Source organism: Neobacillus paridis (genome assembly GCF_016765675.1).
GTDB classification, from domain to species: domain Bacteria; phylum Bacillota; class Bacilli; order Bacillales; family Cytobacillaceae; genus Neobacillus; species Neobacillus paridis.
In genome coordinates this window covers 54,502-68,745 of record NZ_JAESWB010000165.1, presented here as the reverse complement: position 1 = coordinate 68,745, position 14,244 = coordinate 54,502, and the positions used below count along the sequence as shown (strand labels likewise).

General features: G+C 44.5%; 15 protein-coding genes and 1 riboswitch. Of the genes, 14 read left to right on the top strand and 1 reads right to left on the bottom strand.

All coding sequences use genetic code 11. The annotated features are described in order from the left end of the window. Position 1 precedes the first annotated feature (1 nt). The 9 genes from cobI (at position 2) to JK635_RS08780 (ending at position 8,718) form a co-directional block, all read left to right on the top strand. Positions 2-703, top strand: a complete 702-nt coding sequence (cobI, locus tag JK635_RS08820; RefSeq protein ID WP_202653583.1) for a precorrin-2 C(20)-methyltransferase — start codon at positions 2-4, stop codon at positions 701-703. Then, complete coding sequence (cobM, locus tag JK635_RS08815) at positions 703-1,473, top strand: precorrin-4 C(11)-methyltransferase (RefSeq protein ID WP_202653582.1); 771 nt, start codon at positions 703-705, stop codon at positions 1,471-1,473. The genes cobI and cobM overlap by 1 nt, the downstream gene beginning before the upstream one ends. Beyond that, positions 1,470-2,618 carry a cobalt-precorrin 5A hydrolase gene (locus JK635_RS08810; RefSeq protein WP_202653581.1) on the top strand — a complete coding sequence of 383 codons (1,149 nt, stop codon included), beginning with the start codon at positions 1,470-1,472 and terminating at the stop codon, positions 2,616-2,618. Before cobM ends, JK635_RS08810 begins: the two co-directional genes overlap by 4 nt. Next, a complete protein-coding gene (locus JK635_RS08805; RefSeq protein ID WP_202653580.1) occupies positions 2,605-3,975 on the top strand; it encodes a cobyrinic acid a,c-diamide synthase CobB in 1,371 nt (456 codons plus the stop codon). The genes JK635_RS08810 and JK635_RS08805 overlap by 14 nt, the downstream gene beginning before the upstream one ends. Next, complete coding sequence (locus tag JK635_RS08800) at positions 3,972-5,483, top strand: cobyric acid synthase (protein WP_202653579.1); 1,512 nt, start codon at positions 3,972-3,974, stop codon at positions 5,481-5,483. The genes JK635_RS08805 and JK635_RS08800 overlap by 4 nt, the downstream gene beginning before the upstream one ends. A 57-nt stretch (positions 5,484-5,540) precedes the next feature. After that, complete coding sequence (gene cobA / locus JK635_RS08795) at positions 5,541-6,329, top strand: uroporphyrinogen-III C-methyltransferase (RefSeq protein WP_202653578.1); 789 nt, start codon at positions 5,541-5,543, stop codon at positions 6,327-6,329. Positions 6,330-6,355: 26 nt separating this feature from the next. Continuing rightward, on the top strand, positions 6,356-6,943 hold the full coding sequence (locus JK635_RS08790; protein WP_202653577.1) for a histidine phosphatase family protein: 588 nt from the start codon (positions 6,356-6,358) through the stop codon (positions 6,941-6,943). 50 nt (positions 6,944-6,993) lie between these two features. Beyond that, a complete protein-coding gene (cobD, locus tag JK635_RS08785; protein ID WP_202653576.1) occupies positions 6,994-8,067 on the top strand; it encodes a threonine-phosphate decarboxylase CobD in 1,074 nt (357 codons plus the stop codon). 66 nt (positions 8,068-8,133) lie between these two features. Then, the gene (locus JK635_RS08780; RefSeq protein ID WP_202653575.1) at positions 8,134-8,718 is read left to right on the top strand and encodes a cob(I)yrinic acid a,c-diamide adenosyltransferase; all 585 of its coding nucleotides are present in this window, start codon (positions 8,134-8,136) and stop codon (positions 8,716-8,718) included. Positions 8,719-8,815: 97 nt separating this feature from the next. Here the strand turns inward: JK635_RS08780 and JK635_RS08775 are convergent, their stop codons facing one another. After that, entirely contained in the window at positions 8,816-9,955 is a 1,140-nt protein-coding gene (locus JK635_RS08775) for a PD40 domain-containing protein (RefSeq protein ID WP_202653574.1), read from the bottom strand. 183 nt (positions 9,956-10,138) lie between these two features. On the opposite strand from JK635_RS08775, the gene JK635_RS08770 reads away from it, so the two are divergent. The 5 genes from JK635_RS08770 (at position 10,139) to purB (ending at position 14,153) form a co-directional block, all read left to right on the top strand. Next, positions 10,139-10,681 carry a DUF2179 domain-containing protein gene (locus JK635_RS08770; protein ID WP_202653573.1) on the top strand — a complete coding sequence of 181 codons (543 nt, stop codon included), beginning with the start codon at positions 10,139-10,141 and terminating at the stop codon, positions 10,679-10,681. Beyond that, positions 10,678-10,869, top strand: a complete 192-nt coding sequence (locus JK635_RS08765) for an NETI motif-containing protein (protein ID WP_202653572.1) — start codon at positions 10,678-10,680, stop codon at positions 10,867-10,869. Before JK635_RS08770 ends, JK635_RS08765 begins: the two co-directional genes overlap by 4 nt. Positions 10,870-10,957: 88 nt before the next feature. Next, positions 10,958-11,059, top strand: a riboswitch (purine riboswitch). Positions 11,060-11,222: 163 nt separating this feature from the next. Beyond that, the gene (purE, locus tag JK635_RS08760) at positions 11,223-11,708 is read left to right on the top strand and encodes a 5-(carboxyamino)imidazole ribonucleotide mutase (RefSeq protein WP_202653571.1); all 486 of its coding nucleotides are present in this window, start codon (positions 11,223-11,225) and stop codon (positions 11,706-11,708) included. Beyond that, positions 11,701-12,858: a 5-(carboxyamino)imidazole ribonucleotide synthase gene (gene purK / locus JK635_RS08755; RefSeq protein ID WP_202653606.1), complete on the top strand. Its 1,158-nt coding sequence runs from the start codon at positions 11,701-11,703 to the stop codon at positions 12,856-12,858. The genes purE and purK overlap by 8 nt, the downstream gene beginning before the upstream one ends. Then, positions 12,855-14,153, top strand: a complete 1,299-nt coding sequence (purB, locus tag JK635_RS08750; RefSeq protein WP_202653570.1) for an adenylosuccinate lyase — start codon at positions 12,855-12,857, stop codon at positions 14,151-14,153. The genes purK and purB overlap by 4 nt, the downstream gene beginning before the upstream one ends. The last annotated feature ends 91 nt before the right edge of the window (positions 14,154-14,244 follow it).

Here is a 14,244-nt window from a genome sequence, read left to right as displayed (position 1 = left end):
TATGCTTGGCAGGTTATATGGATTGGGAGTTGGACCGGGAGATCCGGAATTGATTACGGTTAAAGCAGCGAGAATTTTACAGGAATCTTCTGTGATTGCTTTCCCAAAGAAACGAGACGGTCACAACAGCTATGCCTATTATATTGTCGACACATATATAGACCAAGAGGAAAAGGAAATGTTGGGGTTGATTTTTCCAATGACTAAAGACCCTGAAGAACTGAATCAGAAGTGGTCACATTCTGTTGAACAAATTTGGGAGAAGCTGGCCGCAGGGAAAGATGTGGCTTTTGTAACTGAAGGAGATCCTCTCCTGTTTAGTACCTTTATCTTTATGATGAATCTAATGAGAGACAGACACCCGGAAGCGGTTATTGAAATAGTACCGGGGATTACTTCCATGGGTGGAGCCGCGGCAAGGCTCGGTATCCCGCTCGCTGACGGTGAAGACCATGTGGCGATTATTCCAGCTTGCGATGACTACGATACGATGAAAAAGGCCATCAATGATCATGATTGCATCGTATTTATAAAAGTAGCCAAAGTAAAAGACCTGATGTTACAGGTGCTGAAAGACCTGAACTTACTGGATCGGGCATATGTCGTCACAAAAGTGACCTCTGAAGATGAGATCATTTGGAAAACCAATGAACTCGCAGGAGTGGAGTTGGAATATTTATCGCTGATGGTGGTGAGAAAGTAATGAAGCTATTTATTGTTGGAGCTGGTCCCGGGGATCCGGATTTAATTACCGTCAAGGGGTTAAAGCTTCTAAAGGAAGCAGATGCCATTTTTTATGCTGATTCGCTTGTAAATGATGCGCTGCTGACAGAAGTCAAGCCACAAGCGGAAATTATTAAAACAGCTCCGCTTCATCTGGAAGAAATCGTAGATAGGATGGAAGGGCGTTTGCTGGAGGGAAAAAAGGTTGTTCGCCTACATACAGGGGATCCGGCGATGTATGGTGCCATAATGGAACAAATGGCGCTCCTGAAGGAAAGGAATATCGACGTTGAAATTGTCCCTGGTGTGAGCTCCGTATTTGCTTCGGCAGCGGCTGTTGGTGCAGAGTTGACGATTCCGGACCTTACCCAAACGGTGATCTTGACAAGAGTGGAAGGACGGACTCCGGTCCCGGAACGTGAAAAATTGCGGGAATTGGCTGCACACCATTGTACCATTGGCTTGTTTTTAAGTGCTGCTTTAACGAAAGTAGTTGTGTCAGAATTTATTGCAGCCGGTTGGCGCGATGATACGCCTGTTGCTGTCGTATACCGGGCAACCTGGCCTGACCAAAAGATTATCCGGACAACACTGGCGCAATTGGAGCAGGCGATGAAGGCTGAAGGCGTCCGTAAGCAGGCGATGATTTTGGCAGGATGGGCACTGGATGAACGTATTTTGGAGCAGGAATATCGTTCCAAACTTTATGATAAGGCTTTTCCCCATGGATATCGGGGTGTGAAAGGATGAATCTGCAGCTTGGTCCATATGCCGTTGTAGCGATTACCAAAAACGGAGCAGAACTTGCCGGGAAATTACAGAATTCGTTGGGCAATACTGATATTTATGTGAAAAGAAAGTTTTTGAAAGAATCAGAGAGCAATGCTGCCGCATTTGCCTTTGATGGAAGTGCGAGCGAATTGATCGGAAGACTTTTTCAATCCTATAAAGGCTTGATCCTGCTCTTTTCATTAGGTGCGGCTGTCCGTTTGATTGCTCCGTATTTAAAAGATAAGAAGACTGACCCGGCGGTCGTTGTCGTTGATGAACAAGGAAAATATGCCATCAGCGTGGCTTCCGGACATCTTGGCGGGGCCAACCAATTAACGGAGCGTGTGGCCGAAATACTTCAGGCCCATTCAGTCATTACCACTGCATCTGACCGGCAAAAAACCATTGCGGTCGATTTATTGGGAAAAGAATTCGGCTGGACGTGGGAATCACCGGAAAATTTAACGGCGGTCAGCGCTGCCGTTGTAAATGGAGAGCGTGTTGTCATTATTCAAGAATCTGGGGAAAGAAACTGGTGGCCGGAAAAAGTGGAATTGCCAGCAAATCTTAAGCTCGTTGGGGATTTTAGCACTGCCTTGGCCGCAAAGCCTGATGCAGTCATTTGGATCACGCACCGCTTAATCAGTCATCAGGAATTAGCGGCCTTCCCTGTTTCCATCATCTATCGTCCGAAAGTGCTTGTTTTAGGGATGGGCTGTAACCGGGGTACTTCCGAGCAGGAAATTGAAGCTGTTATTAAGGAAACACTGGCTGAGTTAAAGTTCTCAATTAATAGTGTTAAAGCCATATGTACCATTGATATAAAAAAAGATGAGCCGGGGTTATGGAAAATCGTTCATAATCATGGCTGGGAATTTCATTATTACACCTCGGAAGAATTAAATTCAGTCAAGCTGGAGGCGCCATCGACGACTGTCTTTCACTATACGGGAGCATATGGAGTCAGCGAGCCGGCGGCCAAATTATATAGTGGTGCTGCAAGCCTCGCGGTAGTAAAAAAGAAATCTGGTAATGTGACCATCTCAGTTGCTGTCAGAGCAAATAAAGTCGGAAGTTTTTTTGAAACATGCCAGAAAAGGGGTGAAATTGTTGAGTTCAAATAGATTAGTCATTGCCGGAACCGGAAGCGGGGTAGGCAAAACAACCCTTACAATCGGCTTAATGGCGGCCCTGAGAAAGAAAAGCTTGCAAGTACAAGGGTATAAATGTGGACCTGATTATATTGATCCCTCCTATCATACAGCGGTCACAGGCAGACCTTCACGAAATTTGGACAGCTGGATGCAGGAACATGACTTGGTGAAAGACATTATCCGGCGATCCAGTGCGGATGCTGATATTTCGATCATTGAGGGCGTCATGGGACTCTTTGATGGAAAAGCCCCCACCTCAAATGTCGGAAGTACAGCGGAAATTAGTGTCATTACCCAAAGTCCTGTCATCCTGGTTGTTAATTGTGCCAGCATGGCCCGCAGTGTAGCTGCGATTGTCAAAGGGTTTCAATCTTTCGCCCCTAAGGTAAATATTGTGGCTGTTATCGCCAACAAGGCGGGGAGCGAGGGACACTACCAGCTGGTAAAAACCGCGGTGGAACAGGAGTGTCACATCCCTGTTATTGGGTACTTAAAGGCAGATACGGCTGTTAAAATACCAGAACGGCATTTGGGACTTATTCCTTCCATTGAGCGTGGTGAATTGGACCCCTTCTTTGAAAAACTTGGAGAACTAGTGGCAGAAACCATTGATCTTGATCAATTAATGGCCTTATCGGAGGCACCGCCGATCGTTACAACCACCCCGTCCATTTTTGCACGGAGACAGAAGCAAACTGTAAAGATTGCGGTGGCACAGGATGCAGCGTTTAATTTTTATTATCAGGAAAATCTTGACTTGCTGTCGGCGTTCGGAGCGGAATTATCTTTTTTTTCACCATTAAATGATGAACCGCTTCCAAATGAGGCTGCCGGGCTGTACCTAGGCGGCGGGTTTCCGGAAGAATTTGCAGAAATTTTATCAATGAGGTCAGACGTGAAGGCGTCTATACGGACTGCGATTAAGAATGGTCTGCCTACGATTGCCGAGTGTGGCGGATTTATGTATCTTACCGAAGCGATCGAAACGAAAGATGGGAAAAGCTTTGATATGGTCGGTACCATCCCAGGAAAAGTAGTGATGCAAGGCCATTTAGTTGCCCTTGGATACCGTGAAATTACGGGAAGATCCGGGAATCCCTTTTTATCTCAGGGGATGTCAGCCAAAGGACATGAATTCCATTATTCTGTTTATGTATCGCAGGCAGAGACGCCGTATGCCTACGAAACAATAAGCAGGAGAAAATCCCAGCCGGAAGGATACATGAATGGGAACCTCGTTGCCGGGTATAGCCATTTTTACTTTGCCTCCTGTCCGAAAATGGTGGAAAATTGGATTAACAAGTGTAAGGAGTGGAACAGCAGATGACGAATGCCCAGCGGTTAATGATTCAAGCGACCAATTCCGATGCTGGCAAGAGCGTATTAGTTACCGCGTTTTGTCGGATCTTTGCCCAAGATGGTTATAAAACAGCGCCTTATAAATCTCAGAACATGGCATTAAATTCCTACATTACTGTTGATGGTTTTGAAATCGGCCGTGCCCAGGGTGTTCAGGCGGAGGCTGCCGGGATTTTGGCAACGACAGACATGAACCCGATTTTAATCAAGCCGAGCCGGGAAAACGAATCCCAAATTGTTGTCAATGGCAAACCATATAGAAATATGGCTGCTTTTGAATATCGCGAGGATTTTTTTTACAAAGGGTTGGAACTCATAAAGGCATCTCTGGAGAGACTGGACCAACAATATCAACGAATTATCATTGAAGGCGCCGGGAGTCCTGCCGAAATCAACTTAAATGATCGTGAATTAGTTAATATGCGGGTAGCTAAGCTGGCCAACGCTCCGGTCATCCTCGTAGGGGATATTGAAAAGGGCGGGGTATTTGCCAGTTTAGTAGGTACATTGCAATTACTGTCAGAGGAAGATCGGCGGCGAATTATCGGTGTGGTGATTAATAAATTTCGCGGTGACATCGCTCTATTGCAGCCGGGCCTTGATTGGTTCGAACAGTATACAGGTGTACCAGTTCTTGGTGTTGTTCCTTATCTTCCTAATTTAACTATCGAGGCGGAGGATTCCTTGATTCTCGATAGCTATACGGCGCAGCAAGATTTGACGAAAGATCTTGATATTGCCGTGATTCGCTATCCGAAAATATCCAATTTCATTGATATCGATCCGTTCTTCGCAGAATCAGACTGTGATGTAAGGTTTGTGAGCAAACAAGATCAGCTGAAAAGCCCGGATATCATTATTCTGCCGGGGAGTAAAAATACGATTGAGGATTTGCAATTCCTCGAGCAAAGTGGGTTGAAAGAAGCCATTTTAGCTTTACAAGCAAAAGGGAATACCATTGTATTTGGAATTTGCGGTGGCTTTCAAATGCTTGGGGAGGAGATTCTCGACCCGGATCATATAGAAACAACCTGTGAAAAAATGGCGGGGTTGGCCCTTCTTCCGATTCATACCGTTATGACCACGGAAAAGACAACCGTTCTATCTAAAGGGGTTGTGACCTATCAAAATAAGCAATTTACGATTAACGGGTACGAGATTCATATGGGACAAACTCACTTGAAAGGTAATGCCGTCCCGTTCATTAAAATGGAAAAGGGATGCGATGGGTGCAAGCATTCATCCGAAAAGGTACTCGGTTCTTATTTTCATGGAATCTTCCATAATGATGAATTTCGTGCCTATTTCTTAAATAAGGTAAGGGAAAGCAAAGGTTTGGCACCTTTAACGGAACGTGTTGCTTTCAGCCAACTACGGGAGGATGCCTTCGATCGTCTTGCAGAGCATGTAAGGCAGCATGTAAAAATGGAATTCATTACTCAAAAAATGAAACAATTTCAGCAGCGGGAAAGTTAGCGGATGAAGACAAAAACAACATTTTACTGCATTTTTTAATAGAAAGGAAAAGGTCGGATGAAGAGCGGAAAAGTATTTTTAGTCGGGGCCGGACCCGGGGATGCTAAGCTTATCACAGTTTACGGTTTGGAATGTATCAAGAAAGCGGATGTCATCGTCTATGACCGCCTGATTAAAGAGGAACTATTACATTTTGCAAAGCCAACAGTTGAGTTAATCTTTTGTGGGAAATTCCCGGGAAATCATACGATGGTTCAGGATCGAATTAATAGTATATTAGTCAAGAAGGCATGTGAAGGGAACATCGTTACACGGTTAAAAGGGGGTGACCCATTTGTTTTCGGCCGAGGGGGTGAAGAGGCGGCAATTTTAGCCGAGAACTCAATTCCATATGAGATTGTTCCCGGTGTCACCTCGAGTATTGCCGCTTCCGCCTATGCCGGGATTCCGGTTACCCATCGGGGGTATGCCTCTTCTTTTGCTATGATTACCGGGCATGGTCGTCTTTATAAGGAGCCGGATAAGATCAATTGGCGGGCCCTTGCGACGGGAATTGACACGCTTGCCTTTTATATGGGGATTCGAAATCTTGACTATATATGTGAACAACTGATAAACAACGGAAGAAAGGCAGACACGCCGACAGCCGTGATTGAATGGGGGACAACGGAATATCAACGGACGGTAACCGGTACCTTGGAGACGATTCACTCCAAAGTGGAAAAAGAACAAATAACCAACCCGGCTATCATTTTGGTCGGAAATGTTGTTCAATTAAGAAAACAGCTTAAATGGTTTGAAGAGGAAAAGTTGAACGAGCCACTTCCCGTTTTTTTACAGGAATAGACAGGACTTTTTCGAGGAGAAACATTATGAAGCTTATTTTTCTCAGACATGGACAAACAGATTGGAATGTGCAAAGAAGAATCCAAGGATGTCAAGACACGGAATTAAATCAAACAGGTAGAGAGCAAATTAAGCGAATAGCTGTTGAGACAAAGGAACCTTGGCAGGTATCGCGGATTATTTCCAGTCCATTGGCAAGAGCACGGCAATCGGCGGATATTTTTAGTTCTGTCCATCAAGTTCCTGTCAGCGTTTCTCGTTTTTTTCGGGAACGGCATTTTGGTTTTTTGGAAGGTCAATCCATAGAGGACATAGAGAGGAAATATTTGATTGACTGTGAAGAAATTCCTGACAGCCGCTTTGGGATGGAGCCATTGGATCAAGTCAAGGTAAGAGTCATAAAAGGGATCAATATGCTAAAGGAAACTCATCAAAAACAAACACTTTTGATTATTACCCATGGCAGTATTATCAAATTGCTGGGGAATATATATGGCTATGACATGGGGATCATCACAAATGGCGGATATATCGAATTGGAATTGAATGACGAGAATAGTTTTTGGTGGGATTCCTACTATATGGATAAGTTTGAGGATATGCGCAAGTTTTGATAAAAGTGGATACAATTTTTCATGATTGAGATGGCTGGGGGGAATGCTGCTTGAAATGGCCAGCGCATGGAGCAAATTTAAATTATTTATTTGAAGCCTTAAAGATGCCTAAACCTGAAAGAATCATTGACTTCAGTGCCAATATTAATCCTCTTGGACCACCTCCATTGTTAAAAGAGCAATGGCATCAATTATATGATAGGATATCCGATTATCCTGACCCGATGGGATTTCTGTTAAAAAAAAGAATTGCCGAGAGGGAAGGATTGCTGGCAGAGCAGGTTTTAATCGGAAATGGTGGAGCTGAAATCATCTCGTTAATAGGCCGGATGCTCTCCGGCAAAAGGGTTGTCATTGTCCAACCTGCTTTTTCTGAATATGAAAAGGTCTGCCGGGTGAATGGATGTTCCATTGAATATCATCAGCTAAAACCGGATCATTGGGAGTGGGCGGACGAGGGCCTGGATCGAAAACTTGAACATGCAGATGCTATGTTTTTTTGTAATCCAAGCAACCCAACCGGCGTTTATTACCCAAAAACAGTTGTCCTCCATTTGCTGGAGAAATGCGCAACAAATAACTGTCTTTTGATTGTGGATGAAGCTTTTTACGATTTTGTTCCCACCTATGAGAGCATTGTCGAATATATGAAGGATTTCGCAAATTTACTGGTGATTCGCTCAATGACCAAAATGTTTGCCATTCCGGGGATCCGGCTTGGTTATTTGCTGGGAGATCCAACCATGATTAAAGAGATTGGTAAATTTCAACCTGAATGGAGTATAAATGCCCTTGCTTTAATGGTAGGGGAATGGTGTCTTTCCAGCGAAAACCATATAACCAAAACAATTAAGCTGATTGAAGCAGAAAAAGCAAGGCTGACAGATTTTTATGTTGCGGAAAACTTCCTAGTTTCTCCGTCCAGTACGAACTTTTATTTGCTAAGAGACCCTTCATTGGAAGACCAATTTCCGTTTTATCAATTTCTCATCACACAAGGGATGATTCCCCGTCATACGATGAATTTCGTCGGACTGGAAGGGACGTGGATGAGGTTTGCCATCAAATCACCAGATGCCAATGACCAGTTGGTCGGGGCGATTGTCGCATGGCGAAATCTTTAATAGAAGGGCCTTTAAGTTTTTTCGTCTATCATCAGCCATCAAGACATGTAAGGAGAGGTATGTCAAATGAGAATCTATACACGTACAGGAGACAAAGGGCAAACAAGTATCATTGGCGGCAGAGTGGATAAAGATGACATTCGTGTCCAAGCGTATGGAACCGTCGATGAGGTGAACTGCTTTCTGGGCCAGGCCATAACCCAACTGGATGGAGAGCTTTTCCAGGATATTTTGGCTGACCTTGAAACCATTCAGCATGAACTATTTGATTGTGGAGGAGATTTAGCCAATGTTACTGCCACCCGTCCTTTAAAGCTGAAAAAAGCATCAGTGGACAAGCTGGAAAAGAAGATTGACCTGTTGATGGCGGAAGCTCCTAACATTGAACATTTTATTTTACCAGGAGGAACTCCGGCCGCTGCGTCCATCCACATCGCCAGGGCAATCACACGAAGAGCCGAAAGATTAGTTGTTTCATTAAGGAAAGCTTCCCCCGAGATTTCGGAAACCGCTTTGCAATACTTAAATCGCTTATCCGACTACTTCTTTGCCCTGGCGCGAGTAATCAATTTTCGTCTACATCACAAAGATGTTGAATATATCCGCAGCGCTAAAGTATTCAGAACAGGCAAACGTCTCAAGGAAAAATAGAGACAAAGAACAAAAGCTGGTGTCAGGCAACTTGGAGATTTCTAACAAACTGTCCACCCCACACGGACATTTGTCCACGGATGGTGCCTGACACCATTTAAAGGCGGTACAAACTAAATACCTCCTGCCAATTCCACTTGCCGTAATACGAACTGGCCAGGGTTATGTTTTTTATCCAATGTTTCCCCACATTTCTCCCATCTGAAAACATGACATCGGCGGTTCGTGGATTTGTATTACTGATCCAAAATAACTGTCGGTTGAAAAACTCCGGTGCATAATCGCCTTCATTTAATTCAGGGTAGCTGGCCGGCTTGGCCTTTCCGGTAGAAGCATTTACTTTAAACAAACTTGGTAGGGGTCTTAGATGCAATGGGGCTTGTTCATCTTCAACCAGGCGGGAAACAAATAACCAGCCGTCGTTTTTCCAGGTAAAGTCACCGTCGACCAAGCCATCCGGTGTGTAGACAAGTCCTTTTGTGGAGGTGGCCTGGATGGCCCGCAATTGTTTGTTTATGTTTGCTTCTCGGCCAGTCCCGCTAATATAGGCAAGAATGTTCTTCTTTGGTGCCCAGCGAAACCAATCTATTTCATCGATGCGGCGAAATAATTTTCCGTCCGCGGAAAGGATGCAAAGCGTGTTGCTGTCTGCAGATACTGAGGCGGTCGGGACAAGTAAAAAGCTAAGCCATCTGTGGTCGTGTGACCACTTAAACTGGCTTGTACTGACCACAATTTCATTGCTTCCAACCGGCACCGTATAAAAGTGATTGATTACAGGTTCCTGTTGATTTTTCCCTAACATCACTTGGTATAAAAGAATATCAGAATTGAGCAGTTGATTTTTCTTTTTTGAGACTAATAGGCCGTCACCGCTTGGCAACCAGGAAAAGTTTTCGATTGACTTCGCGACGAGACGAATAGATAAGGTCTCTGAAGGTTCTATCGTTAATACATATACATCATTCTGTATCATAAAACTCAGTTCCGTTTTCCTTGGCGACCACTGAAAATGGTTACTTACCTCTTCCTTCACTTTTAAGTGTTTGTTGGTCGGAAGATGATAAAGCCACAGTTCGTCGGGATTTCTGCTGTCCTTTCTCCCCCTTAAGTAGGCGATCCAGCTGCCATCCTTGGACCATTTCGGAAAGCGGATATATTCCCTGTTCGTCAGCCGTCTTTCTTGCTTATCGATTTTCAACCAGAGGTCGTCATTTCTGATAAAAGCCGCCAGCATTGGTTTCGCTGCAGAAACCTGTACATGATGGCATGGAAAAAAAACTAAGCAGCACAACCAGCAATCTAATCAACTTTTTTAGCATGAAAATCACCTCATGTTAGTTTGTGCAATTTTTAGGGTTAACAAAATAAAAATTTGTGCTAAAGTGAAATGAGAATCTTTCATATGGAGGGATTATCCATGTTAGAAAATAGTTTTGTAATGGTTGCGATTATCCTTATAATAAATATTGTTTACGTATCATTTTTTACGATCAGAATGATTCTAACGCTAAAAGGCCAGCGTTATTTAGCTGCCTGTCTGAGTATGGTGGAAGTGGTCATTTACGTACTCGGACTTGGACTGGTTCTAAAAAACCTTAATGAAATCCAGAATTTGATTGCCTATGCCGTCGGGTACGGCATCGGCGTAATTATCGGGATGAAAATTGAAGAAAAGCTGGCATTGGGCTATATTACAGTCAATGTCATTACTACTGAGTGGGATAAAGACTTGCCTAAACTCATAAGGGAAAAGGGCTACGGGGTCACGGACTGGCAGGCCCATGGTCTGGAGGGAAACCGGATGGCAATGCAAATTTTGACTCCGCGAAAATTAGAATTAAAGCTTTATGACACCATCAAAAGTCTGGACCCAAAAGCCTTTATCATATCATACGAGCCAAAAACGATTCACGGCGGTTTTTGGGTGAAATCAGTGAAACGAGGGCAGCTGTTTAAATGAGTAAAAAGAAATTTGAAGTCAGGGAATATGAAAGTATTGATGAATGTCTTAATAGAATGAAACAGGAAGGATACGTACCAGTTCGCAGGATTGAGAAGCCGATTTTTCAAGAAATAAAAAAAGGAAATGAGGCAATTTATGAACCAGTCGGTCGACAAATCGTCTTTGAGGCAAAGTTAATTAAGTAAAACCCGAACGTTTTACTGAATAAGATAAATTATCGTTCGATTTATTTATTGACACCTTGATGATTTACCTGTTAAGATAAAGGTAGTCAATAAGAAATTCCATTACCCTCGTATATCCATGGGAATATGGCCCATAAGTTTCTACCCAATAACCGTAAATTATTGGACTATGAGGGAAAGTCAATATGTTCGGCAACCGGAGGGCGTAGGCCCTTGCTTTGTGTTGACCTGATTTTTTCTATGCCCGGGCAAATGGCTTTCTCTTTTTTGAGAGGCTGTTTGCTTCGGGTTTTTTAATTGGCAAATGGCGGCAAGCCACGTACATAGGTATACCTAAAAAAGGGGGGCTTTGGATGACACAGGTTGGAGTGATTATGGGAAGTAAATCGGATTGGGAAACGATGAAGCATGCTTGCGATGTGCTGGAGCAACTGGGGGTTAGCTATGAAAAAAAAGTGGTATCTGCCCATCGGACACCTGATTTGATGTTTACATACGCAGAAGAGGCGAGAGATAGGGGCCTAAAAGTTATTATTGCCGGTGCAGGGGGAGCAGCGCATCTTCCGGGAATGGTGGCCGCTAAAACAACGTTGCCAGTCATTGGCGTTCCCGTTCAATCGAGAGCTCTGAACGGATTGGATTCGTTATTGTCGATTGTGCAAATGCCTGGCGGTGTACCGGTAGCGACGGTGGCAATTGGTAAGGCCGGGGCGGTCAATGCCGGACTTTTGGCGGCCCAAATTATCGCGACAGAGGATGTCGTCTTAGCAGAACGGATTGCGGCCAGAAGAGAGGCAACCCGTCAAGAAGTGTTAGAAAGTAGTGATCAACTTGTTTGATAAGGTTATTTTACCGGGTGCTACGATTGGGATTGTTGGCGGTGGGCAACTTGGGAGAATGCTTGCGCTGGCAGCAAAGGCACAGGGTTTTCGGGTGGCAGTATTAGAGCCGACTGCCGATTCTCCATGCGGCCAGGTAGCCGATATTGAAGTGATTGGAGCCTATGATGACCGCGAAGCAATCAGTAAATTGGCCGCGGTCAGTGATGTTATTACCTATGAATTTGAAAATATCGATGCCGATACACTAAGGTGGATTTGCGATCAGGCGTATGTCCCGCAAGGACCCGAGCTGTTGGCCATCACTCAGGACCGGATCAAAGAAAAAGCGGCAATTCGTCAGGCCGGTGTTGAGGTTGCACCATATGAGGTAATTGAAACGATCGAAGATTTATTTTTAAAAATAGAAAAAGTTGGTTATCCGGCGGTGCTGAAGACAGCGAGAGGTGGCTATGATGGCAAGGGGCAGCTGGTCATAAAGACGGAACAGGACTTGGCAAAGGGAGAGGATCTACTCAAACATGGAGCCTGTGTGTTGGAGAAATGGGTTCCCTTTACAAAAGAAATTTCAGTGATTGTAACGCGGAAATTTAACGGTGAAACAGCGATTTTTCCAGTTGGGGAAAATATTCATGTCGAAAATATTTTGCATCAAACCATTGTACCGGCAAGGATTTCTGTCGGTCTGCAGTTACGGGCAGTGGAAAAAGCCAAGCAGATTGCCGACTCGCTTGGATTAGTGGGGATCTTAGCAGTTGAAATGTTTGTCACCGAAGAAGGAACGATTTACATAAATGAACTGGCACCACGGCCGCATAACTCTGGGCATTACTCGATTGAGGCCAGCATGACATCACAGTTTGAACAGCATATCCGTGCTATCTGCAATTGGCCGCTGGGAAGTACTGAGCTATTAAAACCGGTCGTAATGGTCAACCTATTAGGAGAGCATTTAGAGCAGCTTTTTGCCGAAATTCCTTTCCTAACAGACTGGAAGATTCATTTATACGGGAAGAAGGATGCGAAGATCAAACGGAAGATGGGGCATGTGACATTATTAAGAGATTCAGTTGAAGCGGCTTTGGCTGAGGTCGAAAACAGCAAGATTTGGAATGGAGTTAAGCAAAAGATCGGAGGAAATGTAAAATGATTGATCGCTATACAAGACCGGAAATGGGTGCGATTTGGACAGAGGAGAACCGTTTTAATGCCTGGCTGGAGGTTGAGATTCTTGCCTGTGAGGCATGGGCGGAATTAGGTGAGATTCCAAAAGAGGATGTGCAAAGGCTGCGCCAAAATGCCTCTTTTAATATTGAGCGGATTAAGGAAATTGAAGCGGAAACAAGACATGATGTCGTCGCCTTTACCCGTGCTGTTTCGGAAACATTAGGCGAGGAGCGGAAATGGGTTCATTACGGTTTAACGTCAACAGATGTTGTTGATACGGCGCTTTCATATGTATTAAAGCAGGCCAACGAGATTTTATTGAAGGACATCGAAAACTTTATTGAGATTTTGCGAAATAAGGCAATCGAACATAAATACACCGTGATGATGGGACGGACACACGGCGTCCATGCCGAGCCGACGACATTTGGATTAAAGCTGGCGCTTTGGCACGAAGAAATGAAACGTAATCTCGAGCGGTTTAAGCAGGCGGCAGAAGGAATTGCCGTTGGAAAAATCTCCGGTGCTGTTGGCACCTATGCCAATATCGACCCGTTTGTCGAGCAATATGTATGTGAAAAATTAGGTTTGCAGGCCGCACCGATTTCGACGCAGACATTGCAGCGTGACCGTCATGCCCACTATATGTCGGTGCTGGCATTGATTGCGACTTCGATCGAAAAATTTGCTGTTGAGGTGCGGGGACTGCAGAAAAGTGAAACCCGTGAGGTCGAAGAGTTTTTTGCCAAGGGTCAAAAGGGGTCTTCAGCGATGCCGCATAAGCGCAATCCAATTGGCTCGGAAAACATGACAGGGATGGCGCGTGTGATTCGCGGCTATATGATGACCGCCTATGAGAATGTGCCGCTCTGGCATGAACGTGATATTTCCCATTCCTCTGCTGAGCGGATTATTTTACCGGATGCGACGATTGCCTTGAATTACATGCTCAACCGCTTCGGGGGGATTGTGAAAAACTTGACGGTTTATCCGGAAAATATGAAACGCAACATGGACCGCACCCTCGGGCTGATCTATTCCCAGCGTGTCCTGTTGGCACTGATTGATAAGGGTTTATCCCGGGAAGAAGCGTATGATACGGTACAGCCGAGAGCAATGGAAGCATGGGAGAAACAGGTGCCATTCCGCAGCCTGATTGAGGCCAATGAAAAAATTACTTCTCTGTTGTCACCGGAAGAGCTATACGATTGCTTTGATTATCATTACCATCTTAAACATGTCGATATGATCTTTGATCGACTCGGGCTAAATGACTAGATGATGGTCAACAATTAGCTTTAAAACCTAAGCGCAAGCATGATGTAGGGGCTTCACCTGCCCCTACAGATAATAAAAAAATTCCCAATAT